Origin of the sequence: Streptomyces sp. GESEQ-35, assembly GCF_017948485.1 — a bacterium.
In the GTDB taxonomy this organism is placed as follows: Bacteria; Actinomycetota; Actinomycetes; order Streptomycetales; family Streptomycetaceae; genus Streptomyces.
On sequence record NZ_JAFFSX010000041.1, the window covers coordinates 18,878 to 44,085 of the forward strand.

At 69.1% G+C, this 25,208-nt stretch carries 24 protein-coding genes; 11 read left to right on the plus strand and 13 right to left on the minus strand.

What is annotated here, in order from left to right; all coding sequences use genetic code 11:
- The first annotated feature begins 402 nt into the window (after window positions 1-402).
- Complete coding sequence (locus KCH87_RS45810) at window positions 403-1,062, plus strand: uridine kinase (RefSeq protein WP_210593946.1); 660 nt, start codon at window positions 403-405, stop codon at window positions 1,060-1,062.
- Between the two features lie 176 nt (window positions 1,063-1,238).
- Here the strand turns inward: KCH87_RS45810 and KCH87_RS45815 are convergent, their stop codons facing one another.
- Entirely contained in the window at window positions 1,239-1,976 is a 738-nt protein-coding gene (locus KCH87_RS45815) for a SigE family RNA polymerase sigma factor (RefSeq protein ID WP_210593911.1), read from the minus strand.
- A gap of 241 nt (window positions 1,977-2,217) precedes the next feature.
- On the opposite strand from KCH87_RS45815, the gene afsQ1 reads away from it, so the two are divergent.
- The 5 genes from afsQ1 (at window position 2,218) to KCH87_RS45840 (ending at window position 6,001) form a co-directional block, all read left to right on the plus strand.
- Window positions 2,218-2,895 carry a two-component system response regulator AfsQ1 gene (gene afsQ1 / locus KCH87_RS45820; protein ID WP_055611283.1) on the plus strand — a complete coding sequence of 226 codons (678 nt, stop codon included), beginning with the start codon at window positions 2,218-2,220 and terminating at the stop codon, window positions 2,893-2,895.
- A gap of 50 nt (window positions 2,896-2,945) precedes the next feature.
- Window positions 2,946-4,463 (plus strand): HAMP domain-containing sensor histidine kinase, encoded by a 1,518-nt coding sequence (locus tag KCH87_RS45825; protein ID WP_210593947.1) that lies wholly within the window; start codon window positions 2,946-2,948, stop codon window positions 4,461-4,463.
- Window positions 4,463-5,065, plus strand: coding sequence for a hypothetical protein (locus tag KCH87_RS45830; protein ID WP_210593912.1), 603 nt, complete (start codon window positions 4,463-4,465; stop codon window positions 5,063-5,065). Before KCH87_RS45825 ends, KCH87_RS45830 begins: the two co-directional genes overlap by 1 nt.
- Window positions 5,066-5,154: 89 nt before the next feature.
- Entirely contained in the window at window positions 5,155-5,706 is a 552-nt protein-coding gene (locus tag KCH87_RS45835; protein WP_210593913.1) for a VanZ family protein, read from the plus strand.
- A 94-nt stretch (window positions 5,707-5,800) separates the two neighbouring features.
- The gene (locus KCH87_RS45840) at window positions 5,801-6,001 is read left to right on the plus strand and encodes a PspC domain-containing protein (RefSeq protein WP_210593914.1); all 201 of its coding nucleotides are present in this window, start codon (window positions 5,801-5,803) and stop codon (window positions 5,999-6,001) included.
- A 78-nt stretch (window positions 6,002-6,079) separates the two neighbouring features.
- On the opposite strand, the gene KCH87_RS45845 is transcribed toward KCH87_RS45840, so the two are convergent.
- Together KCH87_RS45845 and KCH87_RS45850 are read right to left on the minus strand one after the other, a co-directional pair.
- A complete protein-coding gene (locus tag KCH87_RS45845) occupies window positions 6,080-6,427 on the minus strand; it encodes an ATP-binding protein (RefSeq protein WP_210593915.1) in 348 nt (115 codons plus the stop codon).
- Window positions 6,428-6,560: 133 nt separating this feature from the next.
- Complete coding sequence (locus KCH87_RS45850; protein ID WP_210593916.1) at window positions 6,561-7,724, minus strand: adenosine deaminase; 1,164 nt, start codon at window positions 7,722-7,724, stop codon at window positions 6,561-6,563.
- A 113-nt stretch (window positions 7,725-7,837) separates the two neighbouring features.
- Here KCH87_RS45850 and KCH87_RS45855 point away from each other — a divergent pair, with 113 nt between their 5' ends.
- Window positions 7,838-8,599: an alpha/beta hydrolase gene (locus KCH87_RS45855; protein WP_210593917.1), complete on the plus strand. Its 762-nt coding sequence runs from the start codon at window positions 7,838-7,840 to the stop codon at window positions 8,597-8,599.
- A gap of 83 nt (window positions 8,600-8,682) precedes the next feature.
- On the opposite strand, the gene KCH87_RS45860 is transcribed toward KCH87_RS45855, so the two are convergent.
- Complete coding sequence (locus KCH87_RS45860; protein WP_210593918.1) at window positions 8,683-9,645, minus strand: LysR family transcriptional regulator; 963 nt, start codon at window positions 9,643-9,645, stop codon at window positions 8,683-8,685.
- Window positions 9,646-9,707: 62 nt separating this feature from the next.
- On the opposite strand from KCH87_RS45860, the gene KCH87_RS45865 reads away from it, so the two are divergent.
- Both KCH87_RS45865 and KCH87_RS45870 read left to right on the plus strand, forming a co-directional pair.
- The gene (locus tag KCH87_RS45865; RefSeq protein WP_210593919.1) at window positions 9,708-10,985 is read left to right on the plus strand and encodes an MFS transporter; all 1,278 of its coding nucleotides are present in this window, start codon (window positions 9,708-9,710) and stop codon (window positions 10,983-10,985) included.
- A gap of 316 nt (window positions 10,986-11,301) precedes the next feature.
- On the plus strand, window positions 11,302-12,321 hold the full coding sequence (locus KCH87_RS45870; RefSeq protein WP_210593920.1) for a sigma-70 family RNA polymerase sigma factor: 1,020 nt from the start codon (window positions 11,302-11,304) through the stop codon (window positions 12,319-12,321).
- On the opposite strand, the gene KCH87_RS45875 is transcribed toward KCH87_RS45870, so the two are convergent.
- Entirely contained in the window at window positions 12,205-12,591 is a 387-nt protein-coding gene (locus KCH87_RS45875) for an STAS domain-containing protein (RefSeq protein WP_210593921.1), read from the minus strand. The genes KCH87_RS45870 and KCH87_RS45875 overlap by 117 nt on opposite strands.
- 140 nt (window positions 12,592-12,731) lie before the next feature.
- On the opposite strand from KCH87_RS45875, the gene KCH87_RS45880 reads away from it, so the two are divergent.
- Window positions 12,732-13,652 carry an AEC family transporter gene (locus KCH87_RS45880; RefSeq protein ID WP_210593922.1) on the plus strand — a complete coding sequence of 307 codons (921 nt, stop codon included), beginning with the start codon at window positions 12,732-12,734 and terminating at the stop codon, window positions 13,650-13,652.
- Window positions 13,653-13,718: 66 nt separating this feature from the next.
- Here KCH87_RS45880 and KCH87_RS45885 read toward each other — a convergent pair whose 3' ends face one another.
- From KCH87_RS45885 to KCH87_RS45920, 8 genes are all read right to left on the minus strand, one after another.
- Window positions 13,719-15,002 (minus strand): thymidine phosphorylase, encoded by a 1,284-nt coding sequence (locus KCH87_RS45885; RefSeq protein ID WP_210593948.1) that lies wholly within the window; start codon window positions 15,000-15,002, stop codon window positions 13,719-13,721.
- Between the two features lie 78 nt (window positions 15,003-15,080).
- A complete protein-coding gene (locus tag KCH87_RS45890; RefSeq protein ID WP_210593923.1) occupies window positions 15,081-15,470 on the minus strand; it encodes a cytidine deaminase in 390 nt (129 codons plus the stop codon).
- Window positions 15,467-16,732 carry an ABC transporter permease gene (locus KCH87_RS45895; protein WP_210593924.1) on the minus strand — a complete coding sequence of 422 codons (1,266 nt, stop codon included), beginning with the start codon at window positions 16,730-16,732 and terminating at the stop codon, window positions 15,467-15,469. The genes KCH87_RS45890 and KCH87_RS45895 overlap by 4 nt, the downstream gene beginning before the upstream one ends.
- Window positions 16,729-17,853, minus strand: a complete 1,125-nt coding sequence (locus KCH87_RS45900; RefSeq protein ID WP_210593925.1) for an ABC transporter permease — start codon at window positions 17,851-17,853, stop codon at window positions 16,729-16,731. Before KCH87_RS45900 ends, KCH87_RS45895 begins: the two co-directional genes overlap by 4 nt.
- A 1-nt stretch (window position 17,854) precedes the next feature.
- Window positions 17,855-19,414, minus strand: a complete 1,560-nt coding sequence (locus tag KCH87_RS45905) for an ABC transporter ATP-binding protein (protein WP_210593926.1) — start codon at window positions 19,412-19,414, stop codon at window positions 17,855-17,857.
- A gap of 208 nt (window positions 19,415-19,622) precedes the next feature.
- Entirely contained in the window at window positions 19,623-20,669 is a 1,047-nt protein-coding gene (locus tag KCH87_RS45910; RefSeq protein WP_210593927.1) for a BMP family protein, read from the minus strand.
- Between the two features lie 703 nt (window positions 20,670-21,372).
- Window positions 21,373-22,416, minus strand: coding sequence for a BMP family protein (locus KCH87_RS45915; RefSeq protein ID WP_210593928.1), 1,044 nt, complete (start codon window positions 22,414-22,416; stop codon window positions 21,373-21,375).
- A gap of 424 nt (window positions 22,417-22,840) precedes the next feature.
- Complete coding sequence (locus KCH87_RS45920; RefSeq protein ID WP_210593949.1) at window positions 22,841-24,061, minus strand: M20 family metallopeptidase; 1,221 nt, start codon at window positions 24,059-24,061, stop codon at window positions 22,841-22,843.
- Window positions 24,062-24,548: 487 nt separating this feature from the next.
- Between KCH87_RS45920 and KCH87_RS45925 the strand changes: the two genes are divergently transcribed.
- Window positions 24,549-25,208 carry a class I SAM-dependent methyltransferase gene (locus KCH87_RS45925; RefSeq protein WP_210593929.1) on the plus strand — a complete coding sequence of 220 codons (660 nt, stop codon included), beginning with the start codon at window positions 24,549-24,551 and terminating at the stop codon, window positions 25,206-25,208.

Genomic DNA, 25,208 nt, shown 5'->3' on the forward strand with positions numbered 1-25,208 from the left:
CCCGGGCTTGTAAGCGGCGCGCAAGGGGCTCACAGAGCGCCCTCGGTGAAGGCGGAGATGTGCCGGGCGACGGCCGCGGGGATCGCGTCCGGACCAGCCAGCATGGGCCGGATGTCCATGCGGAGGTCGTCCCGCAGAAGGCACGGCTGGACTCCGCCGGCGCCCGCTGTGGCGGCGTTCCCGGAAGACGGCTCCGCCGAGTGGCACGCGCAGCACTCACGGCGAGCGGGCCCGGCCGAGCGGCTGCATACGGGGGCGCTGGACAACCGGACGGAGGCCCTGGGCGTACTCCTGGTCGACCCCGACCACCCCAACGTGGCGCGGAGCAACTACATCGGCGCAAAGGGTGGTCGAAGTGTGACGCACACTGCAAAGCCGGTCCGCGGGGTCGATGAACACCAGGTGAATGCCGCACACTGGTCTCCCGTGAGCTCCCACCCACCCATACCGACGCGAGTCGTGCTGCTCTGCGGCCCCTCCGGCTCCGGCAAGTCCCTCCTCGCCGCCCGCTCCGGTCTTCCGGTGCTGCGGCTCGACGACTTCTACAAGGAGGGCGACGACCCGACGCTGCCGCAGGTTCTCGGGAGCTCCGACATCGACTGGGACCATCCCGACTCGTGGGACGCGGACTCGGCCGTTGCCGCCATCGTGGAGCTGTGCCGCACGGGCCGTACGAACGTCCCGCTGTACGACATCTCCCTCAGCGCCCGCGCCGGCGAGGAGAGCGTCGACATCGGGCGCACGCCGCTGTTCATCGCGGAGGGCATCTTCGCCGCCGAGATCGTCACGCGCTGCCGTGAGCTGGGCGTCCTGGCCGACGCGCTGTGTCTGAGCCGCGGACCGGTGAGGACCTTCCGCCGCCGTTTCCTTCGGGACCTGAAGGAGGGGCGCAAGTCCGTGCCGTTCCTGCTGCGGCGCGGCTGGCGGCTGATGCGCGCCGAGCGGTCCATCGTGGCCCGGCAGACCGCGCTGGGCGCCTATGCCTGTGATCGTGACGAGGCGATGGGGCGACTGGCCGCAGCGGCGGCCGGGCGATGCGCCGGGGCGCGTACGGCGGCCTAGGCGTCGTACACACACAAGAACGGGACTGGACGGACCCCCCGGCCCTCCAGTCCCGCTCCCTTTGTGCTTCCCCCGTGGTACAACCCCCGTTGTCCCCCGTGACCCCGTTGGTCCCCCCGGTGCAGCTCCCCCCGAACTGCTCCCCCGTACTTCCCCCCGTGCGTCCCCCCAGACCTTCAGGCGACAAGCTCCCCGAAGGACTCCTCCTCGTCACGGCCGAAGCTGAGGACGTCGTCCTCGCGCAGCCGGCGGAGTGACCGCCAGATGCTGGACTTCACCGTGCCGACACTGATGTCGAGGATCTCCGCGATCTCCGGGTCGGTGCGGCCCTCGTAGTAACGGAGGACCAGCATCGTCCGCTGGAGTTCGGGCAGCCGGGCCAGCGCCTGCCACAGGACCGCGCGCAGTTCGGTGCCGCGCATCGCGTCCGTGTCGCTGGGCGTCTCCGGCAGCTCCTCGGTCGGGTACTCGTTCAGCTTGCGGCGCCGCCAGGCGCTGATGTGCAGGTTGGTCATGGTGCGGCGGAGGTATCCGCCGACCGCCGCCTTGTCACTGATCCGGTCCCATGCCTTGTACGTCGAGAACAGCGCGCTCTGGAGCAGGTCCTCGGCCTCGAAGCGGTCGCCGGTGAGGTGGTAGGCGGTTGCGTACAGGGAGGCGCGGCGCTCCTGGACGTAGGCGGTGAACTCCACCTCCGACAGCGAGCGACGCTCCCCCGTGTCCTCCCTGTACGCGGTTCCCCCGTGCGGTTCCCCCGTGAAACCGTCAACCACCGTCATATAGCCGGTGTGCTGACGCCCGGTGCCGCGAACGCACCCCCGCCCGTTCACGGCACCGGACTTCTCGGAACCCCGGGTGACGTCGTGCAGACGCGTGACAACTGCGCTTGCGCTCGTGCTGTGCAGCGTGTTCATCTCGCGCCCCCCGTCGTGGACTTCCCGGTGTTCGGTCTCGCTCGGCCTGGTTCGGCCTCGCTTCCTTGCCTGTGCCCAAAAGCTTGCCGAGCCGACTTCATGGCCGTGTCCGTCGACTGTCACAGACCTGTCACAGGGGTCCCCCTCAGTCACCTCACAGTCCGATCACGGAAAACAGCGCTACGTGCACGGAGCCGTACAAGTGTCGAAACCCCGCCCCGGCATGGGCCAGAATGAGCCCGTGCCTTCCCTGTTGCTGATCGAGGACGACGACGCCATCCGTACGGCCCTGGAGCTGTCACTGACGCGCCAGGGACATCGGGTTGCCACCGCTGCCACCGGTGAGGACGGTCTGAAGCTCTTGCGCGAGCAACGGCCGGACCTGATCGTGCTGGACGTGATGCTGCCCGGCATCGACGGGTTCGAGGTGTGCCGGCGCATCCGGCGCACGGACCAGCTGCCGATCATTCTGCTGACCGCGCGCAGCGACGACATCGATGTGGTGGTCGGTCTCGAGTCCGGTGCGGATGACTATGTCGTCAAGCCCGTGCAGGGTCGGGTGCTCGACGCCCGGATCCGGGCCGTGCTGCGGCGCGGGGAACGGGAGGCGAACGACGCGGCGACGTTCGGCAGCCTCGTCATCGACCGCGCGGCGATGACCGTGACGAAGAACGGCGAGGATCTCCAGCTCACCCCGACCGAGCTGCGGCTGCTGCTGGAGCTGAGCCGACGGCCCGGCCAGGCACTGTCGCGGCAGCAGCTGCTGCGGCTGGTGTGGGAGCACGACTACCTCGGCGACTCGCGGCTGGTGGACGCCTGTGTGCAGCGGCTGCGCGCCAAGGTCGAGGACGTGCCGTCGTCCCCGACGCTGATCCGGACGGTGCGCGGGGTCGGATACCGGCTGGACTCTCCTCAGTGACACCAGCGCAAGGTGGCTTCCGCGGCTGGGCCGCGGCTCGGGTGGGACAGATGGCGCGGCTGCGCTTCACCAGTCTGCGGCTGCGGCTGGTCGTCGTCTTCGGTCTGGTCGCGCTCACCGCTGCCGTGTCCGCTTCCGCGATCGCGTACTGGCTCAACCGCGAGGCCGTGCTCACCCGCACACAGGACGCCGTGCTGGCCGACTTCCAGCAGGAGATGCAGAACCGCGCCGGCGCCCTGCCCGAGCACCCCTCCCAGGACGAACTCCAGCACATCGCGGGCCAGATGGCGGGCAGCAGCCAGCGCTTCAGCGTGCTGCTCGTCGCCCAGGACGACAGCGGCCGGACGGTGTACGGCAACTCCGGCGCGCTGGACGGCTTCGCGCTTCAGGACGTACCGAAGTCGCTCCGTACGGCGGTGAACAAGGAGCAGGAGGTCAACGCGAACAACCAGTACGCGTACCACCTGTACTGGCAACGCATAGTCGACCACGACACCCCGTATCTGGTGGCCGGCACGAAGGTGATCGGCGGCGGGCCGACCGGCTACATGCTCAAGTCGCTGGAGCCGGAGGCGAAGGACCTCAACTCCCTTGCCTGGTCGCTGGGGATCGCCACCGGGCTGGCGCTGATCGGCTCCGCGCTGCTCGCGCAGGCCGCCGCCACGACCGTACTCAAGCCCGTGCACCGGCTCGGTGTCGCCGCCCGGCGGCTCGGCGAGGGCAAGCTGGACACCCGGCTCAGGGTGTCCGGGACCGATGAACTGGCGGATCTGTCGAGGACGTTCAACGACGCGGCCGCGGCGCTGGAGAAGCGGGTCGACGACATGGCCGCGCGGGAGGACTCGTCCCGGCGGTTCGTCGCGGACATGAGCCATGAACTCCGTACGCCACTGACCGCGATCACCGCCGTGACGGAGATCCTGGAGGAGGAGCTGGAGGCGGAGACCGGGTCCATGGACCCGATGATCGAGCCCGCCGTACGGCTCGTCGTCAGCGAGACCCGGCGGCTGAACGACCTGGTCGAGAATCTGATGGAGGTCACCCGCTTCGACGCGGGCACCGCGCGGCTGGTCCTGGACGACGTCGACCTCGCGGACCAGATCACCGCCTGCGTCGACGCGCGGGCCTGGCTGGACGCGGTGGAGCTGAACGCCGAGCGCGGCATCCACGCCCGGATCGACCCGCGCCGCCTGGACGTCATCCTGGCGAATCTCATCGGCAACGCGCTCAAGCACGGCGGGTCGCCGGTGCGGGTGTCGGTGCGCGAGGCGGTCGAGGACATCGTCATCGAGGTGCACGACCACGGGCCCGGCATCCCCGAGGACGTCCTGCCGCACGTCTTCGACCGCTTCTACAAGGCGAGCGCGTCCCGGCCGCGCTCCGAGGGCAGCGGGCTCGGCCTGTCCATCGCCCTGGAGAACGCGCACATCCACGGCGGCGAGATCACCGCCGCCAACTCCCCCAAGGGCGGCGCGGTGTTCACGCTGTCGCTGCCGCGGGACGGGTCGGAGCTGACGGCGCCGGAGAGCGACGAGAAGAGCAGCAAGCGTGCTGAGGGGGACGCCTGATGACCGTACGCCGATGGGCGGCCGTTCCCGTGCTCGCCGTGCTGCTGGCCGGGTGCGGGATCCGGGCCACCGAGGTGCCGACCGACTTCGGGCCCGCGCCCTCGCGTGTGCAGTGTTCGCTGGCCGAGCCGGACGTCTCGAAGCAGGCCGCGCGCGGGCTGCCGGTGCAGGTCTTCCTGCTGTGCCGGTCGTCGCTGGTGACGGTCGACCGGGAGGTGCCCGTGCCGGACGGCGCGGCGGGCTCCGAGCGGCGGGTGCTGGTGGCGCAGGGACTCCTGGACGAGCTGGCGGCGACGCCGTCGGCCGCCGAGAAGGAGGCCGGGTACACCACGGACGTACGCGGCGGCATGACCGTCGACGCCCCGCGCTCCGGCGACCCCGACGACGCACTGCGCCTGAGCACCCGTCCCGAGGACCTCACCTCCTACGCCCTCGCCCAGATCGTCTGCACGTTCTCCGACTCGGCCGCGGCCGAGGGCGACGGCTCGGTGATCCTCGGCGGCCCGGACGCCGAGTCCCCGCAGCGCTACGAATGCACGGACGAGGTCCGCTCCAGGCCGGGCACGGAGGCACCGCCGTCGGCGGGGGTCACGGACGGCTGAGGCCGGTCGGAGCACTGTGGCGTATGCCTCACCCCCCTGTGTTTCGACATTCCGGAACCGATCGTGCCGAGGGCCGCGTCTAGGGGGGCGTGCAGCGTGAAGGCTCCATCGGCGGCGGCGCCGCGATTCGCATCCGTGTGGCAGGAGGTGTCCTCCTTGTCGCACATCTCGCGTTCGTCGCCTGGCTCACGTTGCGTCCCCTGGACGTGCCCTGGGTGATGCCCGCCAACCTGCGTCCGTTCGCCGGTATCAGGGCCGACCTGGCGCTCGGCTGGCCGGAGGCGGCCCGGCGCATCGGCGAGGGGCTGGGGCTGCTCGCTCCGCTGGGCGTACTGCTGCCGCTGGCCCATGGCAGGATCCTCGCCTCCCCGCTCGGCTCCCTGGTCCGTACGGTCGCCGCGGGCGCCCTGATCTCGCTCGGCATCGAGCTGTTGCAGACGGGTGTGCCGGGTCAGGTCGTGGACATCGACTCGCTGCTGCTGAACACGGTGGGCGTGGCCCTCGCGCATCTGGCGCTGGTCCCCGCCGGCCGCTACGCGCTCCGCCGCAGGACCGAGCGCAAGTGGCGTACGACCGTCCGCCAGGAGGAGTCGGCTCAGGGTCGGACCCCGACGATTCCCAGGGTCGGGATCGCACCGTAGAGCGACGCTTTGCCCTCTTCGTCTCCGTAGCGTTGACGTCAGATGAGGCCGCCGGAGACCGGGGCCTCGCACCGACGCTCACGAAGGAGCCGTAATGACCGCCCTTGCCCGCCCCACCAACGGCCGCATGATCGGCGGAGTGTGTGCCGCGCTGGCACGGCGCTTCGGCACCTCCGCGACCACGATGCGTGTGATCTTCCTGCTCTCCTGCCTGCTGCCGGGCCCGCAGTTCCTGCTCTACATAGGCCTGTGGATCTTCCTGCCCTCGGAGGACAAGGCGCGCACGTCCTGGTAAGTCCCGTGCGCGACAACGCCGATGGGGCACACCCCGAAACAAGGGGTGCGCCCCATCGGCGCGCTGCGAGGGCGTCGTTCAGCCGACCGGCACGGCCATGACGGGCACGGCCTGGACCGGCAGCCCGCCGAGCAGCCCGGTGACGGGGGCAGTGAGGCCGGTGGCCACGGCCCACCCGGCGAAGGCGGGAGAGGGGACGGGCATGAGCATGGCCGTCTCGTTCGCGGGCTTCTCCTTCTCGCCGGCCGGCAGCGCCTGGGTGACCTGCTCCGCCGGGAGCGCCGTGCCGGCCATGCGGGCGGTCTCCAGCACCGAGCCGGCGTCCGGGACGACGGCCGGGGCGGCGTTCGCGGAGCCGGCACCGGCCGCGGCGAAGGCGGCACCGAGGGCGGCGACACCGAGGGTCTTGGCAGCAGACTGCTTCATCGTGAATGCGTCCTTGAATGGGTCGACGGGGATATGTTCACGACCGTAAACATTCCATGCCGCCAACTGCAAATACCGAAATGCGGACAGGTTGTGAATGCCGTCCGAATTTCGCGTGCCCCGATGGAGCCGATCAGTCCTCGGATGCCGTGGAACCGCTGGTGGAAGCGGTCTGCCGAAACAGCCATTCGGACTTCAGCTCGGCATATCCGGGTTTCACGACGTCATTGATCATCGCCAGTCGTTCATCGAAAGGAATGAATGCTGACTTCATAGCATTGACCGAGAACCACTGCATGTCGTCGAGCGTGTAACCGAACGCCTCGACAAGGTGCTCGAATTCCCGGCTCATACTGGTGTGGGACATCAACCGATTGTCGGTATTCACGGTGGCCCGGAAGTGCAGGCGCCGAAGCAGCCCGATCGGGTGCTCGGCGTACGAGGCGGCCGCGCCCGTCTGGAGGTTGGAGCTGGGGCACAGCTCGAGCGGGATGCGCTTGTCGCGTACGTACGAGGCGAGCCGCCCGAGTTTCACCGAGCCGTCGGCCTGCACCTGGATGTCGTCGATGATGCGCACCCCGTGCCCGAGCCGGTCGGCGCCGCACCACTGGAGCGCCTGCCAGATGGACGGCAGTCCGAAGGCCTCGCCGGCATGGATGGTGAAGTGGTTGTTCTCGCGCTTGAGGTACTCGAAGGCGTCGAGGTGCCGGGTGGGCGGGAAGCCGGCCTCGGCGCCCGCGATGTCAAAGCCGACGACGCCCAAGTCCCGGTACCGGTTGGCGAGTTCGGCGATCTCCAGGGCACGGGCGGCGTGCCGCATGGCGGTGAGCAGGGCACCCACACGGATGCGCTGCCCGTTCGCACGGGCGATCCGCTCACCTTCCCGGAAGCCCTCGTTGACGGCCTCGACGACCTCTTCGAGGGTGAGCCCGCCTTCGAGGTGCTGCTCGGGCGCGTACCGCACCTCCGCGTAGACGACGCCGTCCTCGGCCAAGTCCTCCGCGCACTCGGCGGCGACCCGGACGAGCGCCTCGCGGGTCTGCATGACGCCGACGGTGTGGGAGAAGGTCTCCAAGTACCGCTCCAGCGACCCGGAGTCGGCCGCCTCCCGGAACCAGTCGCCGAGCTTGCCGGGGTCGGTCTCGGGGAGCTGGGAATAGCCCGACTCACGGGCGAGGTCGACGATCGTGCCGGGGCGCAGCCCGCCGTCGAGGTGGTCGTGCAGCAGAACCTTGGGTGCCCGGCGGATCTGGTCCGAGCTCGGAGTGTTTCCCATCGGGGCAGTCTCGCTCGTCATTTACGCACTCTAACTCCTACGCGCGTAGAGCGCCTGTTGTAGGAATCCGTCGATACGCAACGGTGACCGTGCCGAAGGGTGGCGTACACCGGTACTTCTGACACTGTTCTGTCATGGCACAGCAAGCGACGCCGGTTCGCACGGCCCGGCTGGGGAGGGCGCTCGGCCCGGAGCAGACGGCGGTCAGCGGAGCGGTGCTGCTGCTCCCCGGCGGCGACGAGATCTCCGGCCGCAGGCCGTCCCCGATGCTGGCGGCCGCGTCCGTACGGGCGTTGGGCCGCCGTCTGACCCGCGCGGGCCGCGTCCAGGGGCTGGTGACACACGTCGTGCACTACCGCTACCGCGGCTGGAACGGCAGCGAGGCCCATCTCGCCCGTGACGCGTCCTGGGCGGCCAGTGAGGTCGTACGACGCTACGGAGACGTCCCCGTCTGCCTCGCCGGCGTCGACATGGGCGGCCGGGCGGCGCTGCGCGCGGGCGGGCACGACGCCGTCAACTCCGTGCTGGCGCTGGGCCCGTGGCTGCCCGAGGAGGACGTGGCCGCGCCACCCGAACCCGTGAAGCAGCTCACCGGGCGCCGGGTGATGATCGTGCACGGCACGAACGACGAGCGCACCGACCCCGAGCTGTCCTTCCGGCTCGCGTCGCGCGCGAAGAAGTCCAACCGGAACGTCTGCCGCTTCGAAGTCCACTCCGACCGCCACGGGTTGCAGCAGCACCGCGACGAAGTCCTCTCCCTCGCGGAGGACTTCGTCATGGGGGCGCTGTTCGGGCATGCGTTTTCCCGGCCGGTGGAGGACGCGTTTGCTGCTCCGCCGCCGCTGGGGTTGCGTATGCCGCTTGCCTCCGGCTTTGGGCGGTCTTTGCGGCGGTAGCGCCGCGGGGGTGCGTGTTGTCTTCGGACTGCGGGCCGTGGGTGGCTTGTCGCGCAGTTCCCCGCGCCCCTAGGTGGGAATCCCTAGGTTGGGAGTAGGTTGCCCCGCTTTGAGAGTAGGAACTTCTTGAAGGCGGCCACCGGGGGAGTGTCGGGGTGGCCGTCGAGCCATGCGACGCCGATCTCGCGTACCGCGCGCGGGGCGGTGACCGTCAGTTCGACGACGCCCGGCCGGGCCACGCCAGGCGGTGGAAGGAGTGCCACTCCCAGCCCGGCCGCGACCAGACCCCGCAGGGTCTCCGCCTCCTCCCCCTCGAAGGCGATGCGCGGCTTGAACCCGGCCTCCTTGCACACGTCGTCGGTGATACGGCGGAGCCCGTAGCCGGGTTCGAGGGTCACGAAGACCTCGTCGGCGGCCTCGGCGAGGCGGATGCGCTTGCGGGCGGCGAGGCGGTGGTCGGCCGGGACGACGAGGCGCAGCCTCTGCTCGTCGAGGCGGCGGGCGACGAGGTCGGGCGCGTCCGGGACGGGCGAGGTCAGACAGAGGTCCAACTCCCCCGCCCGCAGCCGCTCGATCATCGCCTCGCCGTAGTTCTGGACGAGGCTGAAGCGGACCCGCGGATGATCGGCGCGGAAGGCGCTGATGAGGCCGGGAACCGTCTCCCACCCCATGGTGTGCAGAAACCCGAAGGCGACCTTGCCCGCTGCCGGATCGGCGTCGGCGCGCACCTCGTCGGCGGCGCGCTCGATCTCGGCGAGGGCACGCTCGACGGAGGTGAGGAAGGTGCGCCCGGCGGGAGTCAGCGACACCGTCCGGCCGCGGCGGGCGAACAGATCGACGCCCAGATCCTGTTCGAGCCGGACCATGGCACGGGAGAGGGTGGACTGCGGGACGTTCATCTCCTGTGCGGCCCGTGTCACATGCTCGGTCCGCGCGACGCCGGCGAAATAGGCGAGGCGGGGGGCGAGTGACATCACCATGCCTGTCATGTCTTCTGTGTCACTGGACGGTGACAGGCGAGCCTGCGACCTCTGCTGATGCACCATGGGAACGATTATGCCGATTCCATGCATTGGACGGATGAAGGCAGGCTCTTTACCTTCGAAGCATGCCTGCCAGTACCGAGGCGTCCACCACCGTGGGCGCCGACTCCGCCGTTCCCTTCCTCACCGATTCCCGTATGGCCCCGGGCGGTCCCGGCTACCGCCGGATGAGCTTCGCCCTGTTCCTCGCAGGCGTGGCGACCTTCGCCCTCCTCTACTCCACCCAGGCGCTCCTCCCCCTGATCTCCGGCGAGTTCGGCGTGAGCGCGAGCGACGCGAGCTGGACGGTGGCGGCGGCGACGGGTGGCCTGGCGCTGTTCGTCCTTCCGATGAGCGCGCTGTCCGAGCGTTACGGCCGTCGTACGGTGATGACGGCGTCGCTGGCGGTGGCGGTGACCGTCGGGATGCTGGTCCCGTTCGCCCCGTCGCTGCCCGCGCTGGTCGCGCTGCGGGCGTTGCAGGGCGCGGCCTTGGCAGGGCTTCCGGCCTCCGCGACGGCGTACCTGGCGGAGGAGGTCCGCCCCAAGGCGCTGGTGACCGCCATCGGCCTGTTCGTCGCGGGCAACAGCGTCGGCGGGATGAGCGGCCGGGTCATCACCGGCTGGGTCGCGCAGGAGTGGGGCTGGCGGGTCGCGGTGGGGGTCATCGGCATGATCGCGGTGACCTGTGCGGTGGCGTTCCGTCTGCTGCTTCCGTCCCCGACCCACTTCAGGCCGGGCTCGCTGCGCCCCGGCGTCCTGGTCCGCACGGTCCGCGACCACCTCTCCAACCCGCTGCTGCGCCGCCTGTACGCGATCGGCGCCCTGTTCATGACCATCTTCGGCGGCGTGTACACGGTGATCGGCTACCGCCTGACGGAGGAGCCGTTCAGCCTGCCCCAGGGCATCATCGGCTCGATCTTCCTGGTCTACCTGGTCGGCACGGTGTCGGCGTCCACGGCGGGCCGGCTGGTCGGCCGCCTGGGCCGCAGGGGCGCGCTGTACCTGGCCGGCGGCACGACGGCAACGGGCCTGCTCCTGTCCATCGCCGACTCACTCCCCCTGGTCCTCCTCGGCCTGGTCCTCATCACGGCCGGCTTCTTCGCGGGCCACGCGGTCGCGTCGTCGGCGGTCAGCAAGACGGCGACGACGGGGCGGGCGCAGGCCTCGGCCCTGTACCAGTCGGCCTACTACGTCGGCTCCAGCGCGGGCAGCACCGCCGGCGCGGTCGCCTTCCACACGGGCGGCTGGGCCGGGACGGTGGGCGTCGGGCTCCTGGCGGTGCTGGGCGTCGTGACGATCACGGTGTTCGGGTCGAGGGCGGCGCGGGTCGCTGCGCGGCGGGGGCCGGTGGCGGTGCACTGAGGCGCGGGTGCGGCGAGGGGTTTCCGTCCCGTCCCTGGGGGCTGCGCCCCCAGACCCCGCTTCGGCCTGAACGGCCTCGTCCTCAAACGCCGGACGGGCTGAGTAAGTCAGCCCCTCCGGCGTTTGAGGAGCGGGGGTCCAGGGGGCGGAGCCCCCTGAGGACGGGACGGGTAGGGGCGGCGGGGGCGAGGAAACCCCTGACCTGCACGTTCCCCCACTCCGCACGCCATTGTCAGTGGGCTGCGGTAGCTTCCAAGTGCTGGACGCAATGAGGCGTACGACACAGGGAACGGCCACAGGGGTGGGTGGACGATCGATGACCGACAGCACGGCAACGACAACAGACCTCGACGACAAGCTCGAAGCACACCGAGTCGAACTGACCGGGTACTGCTACCGCATGCTCGGCTCCAGCTTCGAGGCGGAGGACGCGGTCCAGGACACCCTCGTCCGAGCCTGGCGCAGCTACGAAAAGTTCGAAGGCCGATCCAGCCTCCGCTCCTGGCTCTACCGGATCGCGACGAACGTCTGCCTGGACATGCTCACGGCAGGCAACAAACGCGCCAGGCCGATGGACCTCACCGACTCCACCCCCCTCGCCCAGGCCGCCCTCTCCCCCCGCCCGGACAACACCTGGCTGGAGCCGATGCCGGACGCCCGCGTGCTCCCCACCACCGCCGACCCGGCAGAGGCTGCGGTCGCCAAGGAATCCGTACGGCTCGCCTTCATGGCCGCCCTCCAACAGCTCCCGCCCAAGCAGCGCGCGGTGCTGATCCTGCGCGAGGTCCTGGCCTGGAAGGCGAGCGAGACCGCCGAACTGCTCGGCACCACGGTCGCGTCGGTGAACAGCGCCCTCCAGCGCGCCCGCGCCACCCTCGCCGAGCAGGACCACAGCAAGGCCACCGAGGCAGTGGTGTCCGACCCGCTGGACGAGGAGCAGCAGAAGCTCCTGGAGCGCTATGTCGCGGCGTTCGAGGGCTATGACATGACGGCCCTGACGGCGTTGCTGCACGAGGACGCGATCATGACGATGCCGCCGTTCGACCTGTGGCTGACCGGGCACGAGGACATCACCGGCTTCATGACGACGCTCGGCGCGCCCTGCGCCGGCTCGCACCTGGTGCCGGTCCAGGTCAACGGCCTGCCGGGCTTCGCCCAGTACAAGCCGGACCCGGAGGCGGGCGGCTTCACTCCCTGGGCGGTGCAGGTCCTGGAGATCTCAGACGGCCGGATCACCGGGTTCCACTGCTTCCTGGACACCGAGCGCTGGTTCCCGCTGTTCGGGCTGCCCCTCCATCTCGAAGCGGAGACCGACCAGGTCGAGGAGGGCGTGTAGCGCGGGGTCGGGATCGCGGAGCCGGATCCGGCCCCCGGCCCGCCGGGCGGCAAGCTCGAGCCGTGCGAGCAGGTCGATGGCGCCGAGCCCCGGCGGCCCGAGCCCCCCGACATCGCAGACCACGACTCCCGCCCCCGTGGTCTGGAGCAGCGCCCGCACGTCGTCGCCCAGCCCTGTCACCTCATCCCGGGTGACGGGGCCGGCCAGCACGAGTACAGCGGGTGTCATGGCGTCCACGAGCGGTAGACCGGACGGGCGGGCAGAACTCATCGCGGCGGAGTCCCGGCCGGAGTCCACCGACCGGGATCACATTGACCTGCGGCCCTTCTGCCCAGGAGGGTTTGCTGTATGCCCCACGCATCAGCACCGCCCTGGATACGGCACGTCCTTCTCACCTTTGAGGAGGACCCGTGCAGGGAGTACTGACCGGCTTCGCGGTCATCGCGGCGGTCATCGGCGTGGGGTACGTCATCGGCCTGCGCGGATACCTGGGCGACCAGGGCCGCGAGGTCCTGACCAAGCTCGCGTTCCATGTGGCGTCCCCGGCCCTGCTGTTCACCACCCTCGCGCAGGCCGACCTGTCGGTGATCTTCTCCAGCCGCCTGCTGGTGACCGCGCTGAGCACGGCAGCGGCAGCGGGCGTCTTCATCGTGGTGGGCGCCGTACGTGGCTGGGATCTGGGCCGTACGACGATCGGCGCCCTGTGCTCCAGCTACGTCAACTCGGGCAACCTCGGCATTCCGATCGCGGTGTACGTCCTGGGCGACGCCTCGCTGGTGGCGCCGGTGCTGCTGTTCCAGCTCCTGCTGCTGACGCCGGTCGCGCTGACGGTCCTGGACCTCTCGGCCCGGGAAGGCAAGGATCCCCTGTGGATGAGGCTCCTGACACCGCTGCGCAACCCGATCGCCCTGGGCTCACTGGCCGGTGTCGCGGTCTCGGCGACGGGCCTCCATGTCCCGGCACCCGTCATGGATCCGGTGACTCTGATCGGCAACATGTCGGTCCCCGCCGTCCTGCTCGCCTTCGGCATCTCCCTGTGCGGCAGCACGATGCCCGGCCGGGGCCCGGACCGGCAGTTGGTCCTGCTGTCGGTGGCGTTGAAGTCGGTGGGCCAGCCCGCAGCGGCCTGGGCCCTGGCGGCCGGTGTCTTCGGCCTCCAGGGCGCCCAACTCCTCGACGTGGTGGTGACGTCGGCGCTCCCGGCCGCGCAGAACCTCTTCACCTACGCGTCGAGATACCGGGTGGGCGAGCGGCTGGCACGCGACTCGATCCTGGTGTCGACGGTGCTCTCGGTGCCGGTGCTGGTGGTGATCGCGGCCCTGCTCGGCTAAGCCCTCTGGTATGCGAGAAGGGGCCGGAGCGCGAGGGCCCGGCCCCTTTCGGGCACGTCAGACGCGTCAGGCAATACGTTCCAGCACCACCGGCGACGCCTTGAAGTCCGTCCCCGCCGCCCCGATGTCGTACGCCCCCTCGACCGCCTCCAGCGCATACGCGAACCGCTCCGGCGTGTCCGTGTGCAGGGTCAGCAGCGGCTGGCCCGCGGTCACCGTGTCCCCCGGCTTCGCGTGCATCTCCACGCCCGCGCCCGCCTGCACCGGGTCCTCCTTGCGGGCACGCCCGGCGCCCAGGCGCCAGGCGGCGACGCCGATGTCGTAGGCGTCGAGGCGGGTGAGGACGCCCGCCGACGGGGCCTTGATCACATGCTGTTCCTTCGAGGTGGGCAGCTCCGCGTCCGGGTCGCCGCCCTGGGCCGCGATCATGCGGCGCCAGACGTCCATCGCGGAACCGTCGGCCAGGGCCTTGGCCGGGTCGGCGTCCTTCACACCAGCCGCGTCCAGCATCTCCCTGGCCAGGGAGATGGTCAGTTCCACCACGTCAGAAGGGCCGCCACCCGCCAGCACCTCCACCGACTCCCGGACTTCCAGGGCGTTGCCCGCCGTAAGACCCAGCGGTGTCGACATGTCGGTCAGCAGCGCGACCGTCTTCACACCGTGGTCGGTGCCGAGGCCCACCATCGTCGACGCCAACTCCCGCGCGTCCTCGATGGTCTTCATGAAGGCGCCCGTGCCGACCTTGACGTCCAGGACCAGCGAGCCGGTGCCCTCCGCGATCTTCTTCGACATGATCGAGGAGGCGATCAGCGGGATGGCCTCGACCGTCCCCGTCACATCCCGCAGGGCGTACAGCTTCTTGTCCGCGGGGGCCAGACCGTCGCCCGCCGCGCAGATCACCGCGCCGACACCGTCCAGTACGGACAGCATCTCGTCGTTCGACAGCAGAGCCCGCCAGCCGGGAATCGACTCCAGCTTGTCCAGCGTGCCACCCGTGTGACCGAGCCCCCGCCCCGACAACTGCGGGACAGCCGCACCACACGCCGCCACCAGCGGAGCGAGCGGCAGCGTGATCTTGTCACCCACCCCGCCCGTCGAGTGCTTGTCGGCCGTCGGGCGGGACAGGGACGAGAACTCCATGCGCTCGCCGGAGGCGATCATCGCGGCCGTCCAGCGGGCGATCTCCCGGCGGTTCATGCCGTTGAGCAGGATGGCCATCGCCAGCGCGGACATCTGCTCGTCGGCGACCTCCCCGCGGGTGTACGCGTCGATGACCCAGTCGATCTGTGCGTCGCTGAGTTCACCGCGGTCCCGCTTGGTGCGGATGACGGAGATGGCGTCCGACAACAAAACAGCCATGGCTTTCCTTCCGGCGTACTGAAAAAGTGCGCGGCCCCTCCGAGGCGATTCAGAGGGGCCGCACGGGAGTTACTTCCTGAGGTGCCCCGGCCCGAAGGCCTGCGGCAGCATCTCCGACAGCGGCAGGATTCCCGCCGGGGTCTCCAGCAGCAGATCCGGTCCGCCGAACTCGTACAGCAGCTGTCGGCAGCGGCCGCACGGGACGAGGATGTCGCCCTTGCCGTCGACGCAGGTGAAGTGCGTCAGCCGGCCGCCGCCGGTGCGCTGCAACTCCGAGACCAGGCCGCACTCGGCGCACAGCCCGACCCCGTACGAGGCGTTCTCGACGTTGCAGCCGGAGACCGTGCGACCGTCGTCGACCAGGGCCGCGACCCCGACCGGGTAGCGCGAGTAGGGGGCGTAGGCATGGGACATGGCGTCCCTCGCCACCGCCCGCAAGGCACCCCAGTCGACGGTCACTTGCCTTGTCCCTTCCGGTACGGCATGCCGTCCGCCTTCGGCATCCGCAGGCGCTGGGCCGACAGGGCGAGGACGATCAGCGTGATGACGTACGGCGTGGCGGAGACGACCTGGTTGGGGACCTCGTTGGTGCCGGCGTACCAGGTGAACACCAGGGCGCCGATGAGCAGGGTGATCGCGGACGACGTGTACTTCTTCCGGAACGCCAGCCAGATGGCACCGATGGCCAGCAGCAGCGCGCCGAGCAGCAGCAGCGCGTGGACGTTCTCGGAGCCGCCGCGCAGGTTGAGGCTGTCGGTGTAGCCGAACAGGCCCGCGCCGATGGCGAGTCCGCCCGGCATCCAGTTGCCGAAGATCATCGCGGCGAGACCGATGTAACCGCGGCCGCTGACCTGCCCCTCCAGATAGAAGGGATTGGCGACGATCGACAGGAAGACACCGCCGAGCCCCGCCAGACCACCCGAGATGATCACGGCGATGTACTTGTACTTGTACACATTCACGCCCAGCGACTCCGCCGCAACCGGGTTCTCACCGCAGGACCGCAGCCGAAGCCCGAAGGCCGTACGCCACAGGATCCACCAGGTGGCGGGGATCAGGGCGACGGCGATCAGGGTCAGCCAGGAGACGTTGGTGATCAGACCGCCGAGCAGGCCCGCGATGTCCGAAATGAAGAACCAGCCATGACCGTTGAGATCCCTGAGCCAGTCCGACAGTCCGGGCACCGTGAAGTGGCCGAGCGAGTCCACCGCAGGGGACTGCTTGGCCGAGCCGCCCTCGTGCCCCTCGAAGGCGAGGGGTGCGAGATAGCGGGTGGCGCCGAGGGCCAGGATGTTGATGGCCACACCGGAGACGATGTGGTTGACGTTGAAGGTGACGGTGACGACGGCGTGCAGCAGACCGCCGACACAGCCACCGATGATGCCGACGAGAACGCCGGTCCAGGGGCCCCACTGGAATCCGGCCCAGGCACCGAACCAGGTGCCGAGAATCATCATGCCTTCAAGGCCGATGTTCACCACACCTGCCCGCTCGGCCCACAGACCTCCCAGACCGGCCAGGCCGATCGGCACGGCGAGCTGGAGCGCGGTGGACATCTGGCTGACGTTGGTGATGCCGTCGGCGCCGGTGATGATGCGGACGATCGAGGTCAGCGCCAGGGCTCCGGCGATGACCAGCAGCAGGACGGGCAGCGACAGGCGGCGGCCGGTCGGCGCCGCGGGCTGCAGCGTGGGCTGGTTGACGTCGGTCGCGGTGGTCATCGGCCAGCCACCTCCTTCGTGGTGTTGGTGTCGGCGCCGAGGACATGACCGGCGGCCAGTTCCGCGCCGACGCGACGCTGCTGACGACGCAGACCCCACTCACGCACGGCCTCATACGAAACGACGACAGAGAGCACGATCAGACCCTGCATGATGACCGCGATCTCCTTGTCGTAGTCGTGGAAGTCCAGCTCGGGCGATGCCTTGTCGAGCCAGGCCCACAGCAGGGCGGCGAACGCGATCCCGACCGGGCTGTTGCGGCCGAGCAGGGCGATGCCGATCCCGAGGAAGCCAATGCCGGTCGGGAAGTTCAGGTTGTACGTATGTGCGTCGCCCATCAGGATCGGCAGACCCGCGAGTCCGGCGAGGCCGCCGGAGAGCAGCATGGCGGTGAGCACCATGCGCTTGGGGTCGACACCGCTGGCCGCGGCGGCGCTCTCCGAGGCGCCGGAGGCGCGCAGGTCGAAGCCGAACCGGGTGCGGTTGAGGGTGATCCAGAAGCCGATGCCGAGGATCACGGCGAGGAACACCAGGCCGTAGATCTCGCCCGCGTCGCCCATGTCGATGCCCGGCACCCAGCCGGACTCGTGCATCTCGCCGGTGGTGTTGTTGTTGCCGACCTTGACGCCGAAGACGTTCGGCAGCCACAGATAGGCGATAACCGACGTGGCGATCGCATTGAGCATGATCGTCGCGACGACTTCACTCACACCCCGGGTGACCTTGAGGACACCGGCGATGCCGGACCAGAAGGCGCCGGTACACACAGCCGTCAGGAGCAGCAGCGGAACCTGGAGTACGGCCGGCAGATTGGCGTGGGCGCCGACGACGGCGGCCATCATGGCGGCGAGCTGGTACTGGCCGTCGACGCCGATGTTGAACAGGTTCATCCGGAAGCCGATGGCCACCGCGAGCGCCGCGATGTAGTACATCGAGGCCTGGTTGATGATCAACACCTGGATGTCGGAGAACCCGAGCTGCTCGAACATGATCGAGAACGGCTCGACCGGATTCTTGCCCGACGCAATCAGCACGATCGAGCTCAGGGCGAAGGCCACGGCGAGCGCGATGACCGGCCCGGCCACCGCGAGGAGCACACGCTCCCTATCGAACTTCTTCATTTCAGCGGGCCTCGTCTTCGCCGGGCTCAGGGCTGTCTTCGGGGGTTTCCTCGTGCTCCAGATGACCGGTGGCCGCACCGGTCATGGCCGAGCCGAGCTCCTCCGGGGTGATGGTGGCGGGGTCGGCGTCAGCAACGAGCTTGCCGTTGTAGATCACACGAAGGGTGTCGGACAGGCCGATCAGCTCATCCAGATCGGCGGAGATCAACAGCACGGCAAGCCCCTCCCGCCGCGCCTCGCGGATGTGGTCCCAGATGGCGGCCTGCGCGCCGACGTCCACACCCCGAGTGGGGTGGGCGGCGATGAGAAAGCGCGGCTTGTGGGTCATCTCGCGGCCGACGATCAGCTTCTGCTGGTTACCGCCGGACAGGGAGGCGGCGGTGACGTCGATGCCGGGGGTGCGGACGTCGTACGCCTCCACGATCTTCCGCGTATCGTCCTGCGCAGACTTCGGATCGAGCCAGACGCCCTTGGCGTTGGGCTTCTCAGTCACGTGCCCGAGGATGCGGTTCTCCCAAAGGGGAGCCTCAAGCAGCAGTCCATGGCGATGGCGGTCCTCGGGGATATAACCGATCCCCTGCTCACGGCGCTTACGGGTGGTCCAGGAGGTGATCTCCTCCTCGGCCAGCGTGATGGTGCCCGAGTCGGCGGCCTTGAGCCCGATCAGGGCATCGACCAGCTCGGTCTGCCCGTTCCCCTCGACACCGGCGATACCGAGCACCTCACCGGCATGAATGGTGAAGGTGATGTCATCGAGCAGAGCCTTGCCCCCGAACGCCTCCAGCCGCAGCTTCTCGACGCCGATGACCGGACGATCGGTAACGGTCGACTCGGCGGTCTCCGGCGTGGGCAGCTCACTGCCGACCATCATCTCGGCGAGCTGGCGCAAGGTGGTCTCGGCAGGCACAGCGGTCCCCACGGTCGTACCCCGCCGAATGACGGTGATCTCGTCAGCGACCGACAGCACCTCGCCAAGCTTGTGCGAGATGAAGATGACGGACAGCCCCTCGGCCCGCAGCTCGCGCAGGTTGTCGAAGAGAGCGTCGACTTCCTGCGGCACAAGCACAGCAGTCGGCTCATCCAGAATCAGAGTGGTCGCACCCCGATAGAGAACCTTGAGAATCTCCACCCGCTGCCGAGAGGCAACACCAAGCTCCTCAACAAGCACATCGGGCCGCACCCCCAGCCCGTACCGCTCGGAAATCTCCTTGATCTTCTTCCGAGCCCGCCCCCCGATGCCGTACAGCTTCTCGCTGCCCAGCACCACGTTCTCGAGGACCGTCAGATTGTCGGCGAGCATGAAGTGCTGATGGACCATGCCGATGCCACGCACGATGGCGTCGGCAGGGCTGCCGAAGCTGACCTGCTCGCCGGCGACGGCGATGGTGCCCTCGTCCGGCTTCTGCATGCCGTAGAGGATCTTCATCAAGGTCGACTTGCCGGCACCGTTCTCACCGACCAGTGCGTGAACGGTGCCCTTGCGGACAGTGAGGTGGATGTCGTGGTTGGCCACGACGCCCGGGAAACGCTTAGTGATCCCGGCGAGCTCGACGGCGGTCACCTGACCGTGGACCGCCGCTCCGGCCGGAGGGCTGCTGGACGCGTTGATGGCGCACACTCCTGGGGACGGGGGTCGTCTACGCGCGTAGCGCCCCTACGGCATACAAAGGGGCGACGCATCGCTGACAACGGGGTACGAGGAGAAGCCTCCCCGTACCCCGTTGAGCGGACGTAACCCCGCGGTTACACGCTGCTCAGGGTCTCGATATTCAGCTGGACCTGACCTTGATCTCGCCGCTGATGATCTTCTCCTTGGCCGTCTCGATGGCTTCCTGGAGGGCCGCGTCGTCAGCGAACTTCGGGTTGGAGTTCGCCAGACCGACCTCGCCGCTCTTCAGATCGCCACGAACGATACCGGTCTCGGGCTTACCGTCCTCGACCGACTTCGCCAGGTTGTAGACCGCCTTGGCGACGTCCTTCGTGGCCGAGGTGAGGATGGAGTCCTTGTACGTGGCCAGCGCAGCCTGCTTGTACTGATCGGAGTCGACACCGATCGCCCACACCTTGTTGGCGGCGGCGGCCTCGATGACACCCTGACCCGAAAGACCGGCAGCCGCATAAACGACATCGGCCTTCTTCTCGATCTGCCCCTCGGCGGCCGACTTGCCCTTGTCGGGACTGGAGAAGCCACCCTCCTCCGCGGTCTGCGTCAGATACTGCGACAGCACCTTGACCTTCGAGTCGGTGTCCTTGACCCCCTGCTCGAAGCCGGCCTGGAACTTGTGGATCAGCGGAATATCCACACCACCCACAAAGCCCACGGTGTTGGTCTTCGTAGTCTTCGCGGCCGCGACACCGGCGAGATACGAGGCCTCTTCCTCAGAGAAGACCAGATCGGCCACGTTGTCGGCCTCCACCTGGGAGTCGTCGACGATGCCGAAGGTGGTGTCCGGGTACTTCTCCGCGACCTCCTTGACGGCCGGCGCGTACGCGTAGCCGACACCGATCACGGGGTTGTAGCCCTGCTTCGCCAGCGAGGCCAGCCGCTGCGCCTTGTCGGCGTCCGTCTCACCATCCGTCGGCTCAACGTCGTCCGTCTCGTACCCGAACTCCTTCTTCGCCTGCTCCAGCCCGGCGAACGCGGCGTCGTTGAAGGACTGATCGCCCTTGCCGCCGACGTCGTAGGCAATGGCGAGGCCCTTGTCACCGTCCGACTCGGACGAGGCAGACGTAGACGTGCCGCCACAGGCGGAGAGAGCAAGGGCGAGGGAGGCGGTCGCTGCGCCTGCGACCGCGAGGCGGGAAACCCGGCGCATGTGTGGTGCTCCTGTCGTACAAAGCGCCGCACGGATCGGCTTCGGCGCTGGCTTCGCCGCAGATTAACGCGCGTAGACCAGCCTGAAAACCCCTTCTGTCCACCTTGTTATCCGCCCGTGCCCAAGCCGTGCGGCGCGGCGGGGGTAGCGGAGCCCGGCGCTGATCGGGTGCCGCGGATCGGTGCCGGCCGGGGGTGGGTCGCGCAGCCCGGCGCTAACGGGTTGCCGCCTGCGCCCACCCGTGCCGCCCCAGGCGGCACGCATGCCCGCAGCTGGGCGGCAGGGCAGGCGGCCCACAACTGGGCGAAGCAAGCCGACCACCTGCCGGGCGAAGCCAGCCGACCGCCTGCTGGGTGGGCGCCGCCCTGCGCCACGACTACCCACAGCTGGGCGGCAGGGCGCGACGGCCCGCAGTCGTCCACGGCGAGAAGGGGACGTGGTGGGGATGTCCGCCCGCAGTCGTCCGCGGCGAGAAGGGGACGTGGTGGGGGTGTCCGCCCGCAGTGGTTGGCGCGTCAACACGGGCGAGTTGGTGAGAGACCGATTCCGCGCCGTTCCGAGGACGGACACCCCCACCACGTCCCCGACCCCCCACAAACCGAAAGGCGCAACGCGCACCCCCACCGGGAGGCACCCGGCACAAAAAGAAGCGGGCGGCCGCCCCGACGGCAGCCACCCGCTTCCCACGAACGCAACCGCGCAACTACTCGGTCTTGACCTTGATGGACCCGTCGATGATCCCCGCCTTGGCCTTGGCCACAGCATCCGACAGACCCGCGATCTTGGCGAACTCCGGGTTGCTCTCGGCGAGGCCGACGCCGTTCACCTTCAGGTCGAAGGTCTGGGTGCCGCTCAGCGGCTTGTCGTCCTCGACGGACTTGGCCAGGGCGTACACCGCACCGCCGACGTCCTTCAGAGCGGAGGTCAGGATGTAGTTCTTGTACGTGGCCAGCGCAGCCTGCTTGTACTGATCGGAGTCAACACCGATCGCCCAGACCTTGGCCTTCGCGGCGGCCTCGATCACACCCTGCCCGGACAGACCGGCCGCCTGGTAGACGACGTCGGCGTTCTTCTCGATCTGGCCCTCAGCAGCGGCCTTGCCCTTGTCGGGGCTGGAGAAGCCACCCTCCTCCGCGGTCTGGGTCAGATACTGCGAGACGACCTTGACCTTCGGGTTGGTCTCCGCGACGCCCTGCTTGTAGCCGGCCTCGAACTTGTGGATCAGCGGAATATCAACTCCACCCACAAAGCCGACCGTGTTGGTCTTCGTAGCCTTCGCGGCGGCGACACCGGCGAGGTAGGAGGCCTGCTCCTCGGCGAAGACGAGGGAGGCGACGTTGTCGCCCTCGACGACCGAGTCGACGATGCCGAAGGTGGTGTCCGGGTACTTCGAGGCGACGGCCTCCATCGCGGGACCGTAGGCGAAGCCAATCCCGATCACCGGGTTGTAGCCCTGCTTGGCCAGCGAGGCCAGCCGCTGCTCCTTGTCGGCATCCGTCTCACCCTCGGTGGGCTCGACGTCGTCGGTCTTGTAGCCGAACTCCTTCTGGGCCTTCTGAAGACCGGCGTACGCGGCGTCGTTGAAGGACTGGTCGCCCTTGCCGCCGATGTCGTACGCGATGGCAAGGCCCAGGTCCTCCTTGGCCTCGTCACCGCTGTCACTGCTGGTGCCACCGCAGGCAGTCGCGGCGAGTGCGAGCGACGCGACCCCCACCGCGACGCGGGTCAGTTTGGATATCCGACGCATCGTGAAGTTCCCCATTCTCCAAGCCCCGCAGTGGGTGCTGAGTTCGGCGCACAGTAACGCGCGTAGACACTCCTGGGAACGGGGTTTCGCGTGGCCGTTATCCATTCGTGCCGATGGCCGGTTACGTCCTTGTGAACCACCGGATCGAAAGGTGTTCTTGGGACACCGCACCCCATTGGTCCGCACGCTCCGTGTACCGGGGATGCCTCCAGCGTGATGACGCCCGGACGTGAACGCCATGCGCTCAGGCTGCCCCCGCTCCGCCCGGGCCGCAACCGGAGCGAAGCGGTATCCGCAGCGAAGCGCTCCGCTGGACGTGCCGCGATATGTCGTCGGTCCGCTGCGGCGCCATCGTGGCTGATCGCGCAGTTCCCCGCGCCCCTTCGGGGCGCTGCCGAACCGCAGTAGACAGCACCTGACCGGCCTAGACGCCACCGTCGATGAGCGCGGCAGCGGTGAACAGCTCCACCCCCACCGTGATCGCCGACTCGTCGGCGTCGAAGTCCCCCTGATGCAGATCCCGCACGGTCCGCTCCCCGGGCGTCCGCACCCCGAGCCGGGCCATGGCGCCCGCTACATGCTCCAGGTACCAGGAGAAGTCCTCGCCCCCGAGACTCTGCTCGGTGTCCTCGACGGCCTCGACACCACGCCGCGCGACCATGGCGTCCCGCAGCAACTCGGCAACAGCCGAATCATTGACGACCGGCGGAACACCACGCACGTAGTTGATCTCGGACTTGGCCCGGTACAGATTGGCGATCTCGTCGATCGCGGCATGCACGATGTCCGGGGCCTGCCGCCAGGCCTCGATGTCCAGGCACCGCACGGTCCCGGACAGTTCGGCATGCTGCGGAATGACGTTCGGAGCATGCCCGGCCTCGACCCGCCCCCAGGTCACGGCGAGCCCACTGCGCGAGTCGACCCGTCGCGAGACAAGAGCAGGCACGTCAGTGACGACCCGAGCCGCAGCAGTCACCAAATCCGTCGTCAGATGAGGCCGAGCGGTATGCCCACCCGGCCCGTCCAGGGCGATCTCCAGCCGATCGCAGGCCGACGTGATGGCCCCGGCCCGCACCCCGATCTTCCCGGCATCCACCCGCGGATCGCAGTGCACGGCGATGATCCGCCCCACTCCGTCCAGCACACCGCACTCGATGGCATCGGCGGCACCACCGGGCAGCACCTCCTCGGCGGGCTGGAAGAGCAGCCGCACGGGCCGCGGCAGCTTCCCCTCCCGGTGCAGCTCGGCGAGCACGAGCCCCGCGCCCAGCACGACGGTCGTATGCACGTCGTGCCCGCACGCATGCGCCCGATCCGGCACGGTCGACCGGTACGAGCACTCACTCTTCGTGTCCGGAATGGGCAGCGCATCGATGTCGGCGCGCAGCGCGAGCATGGGCCGTACGCCGTCCCAGTCCCCGATGTCACAGACGAGCCCGGTCCCGATGGCCAGCACACGCGGGGCGAGGCCGGCCTTCTCGAGCCGTGCCTTGATGGCCGCGGTGGTGCGGAACTCCTGGTTGCCGAGCTCCGGGTGCATGTGCAAGTCGCGCCGGAAGGCGACGAGTTCGGCACGCAGCGCCTCGGGCAGCGTGCCGGGAAGCACGGCTTCCCCGGGGAGATCGGCCTCGGACTCCAGTGACATCAGTTGCTTCACCCTCTGAAGGGTAGAACGCCCGGGTGGCCAACTGACCCACGATCAACAAAAGTTCAACCCGTTAGGGGAAGAAAATCTGGCCGCCAGACGCATGGCTGACTACTGAGATGGGTAAACTCGCCAAACTTCTGATCGAGTGGATCATGAAATGAGCACGTACCCACTCTCAACGGATACCACGCCTGCCGCGGCCCCGTCGGTTCTGTTCACCTGTCGGAACGGCGGCCCCCGGAATCACAGGCGCCGCATGACCTGGGGCATCGGCCACCACCCCACGCTCCCCCGACCACGACCCCACACCGCCGCGACCGCCATTCGACCGACGTACGGCCGCCCCACGACCGCGCCCCGACCCCGCCCCACCAGCCACGCCCCCGACCAAGAAGCGGGCGGCCGGGAAACAGCCGGCACCGCTCAAGCAGCGGTCAGCCAAACCGAGCCCCCGACCCCACCCGCCCCCACTAGCGTGCGCCCCGTGAACCCCGAAACCCCCGACTTCCTGCACGCGACCCGGACCTCGTACGACGCCATAGTCGGCCCGTACAGCGACCGCCATGCCGACCATCTGGCCGACCTCCCCCTGGACCGGTCCCTGCTCACCGGCTTCGCGGAGCTGGTGCAGGCCACCGCGCCGCACCCCGTCGCCGACCTCGGCAGCGGTCCCGGTGCCGTGACCGCGCGCCTGCACGCCCTCGGCCTGCCGGTGTTCGGCATCGACATCTCACCGCGGATGGTGAGCCTGGCCACCCGCACGTACCCCGAACTCCGTTTCCACGTCGGTTCGATGACGTCGCTCGACCTTCCGGACGAGACGCTGGGCGGTATCGCCGCGCTCTACTCGGTCATCCACATCCCCGACGATCACCTGCCGACGACGTTCGCGGAGTTCCACCGCGTCCTGATCCCCGGCGGGCATGTGCTGCTCGCCTTCCAGACCGGCGACGACGACGGCCACGAACGCCTCACCGAACGCTTCGGGCAGGAGATCGCGCTCGACTACTACTGGCGCACCCCGGACACGGTGTCCGACCAGCTGGCCAAGGCGGGCCTCGACATCCGCGCACGGGTCGTACGCGAACCGCACGAGGACGAAACCCGCCCCCGCGCGTTCCTGCTGGCCCGCAGGCCGGCGTAG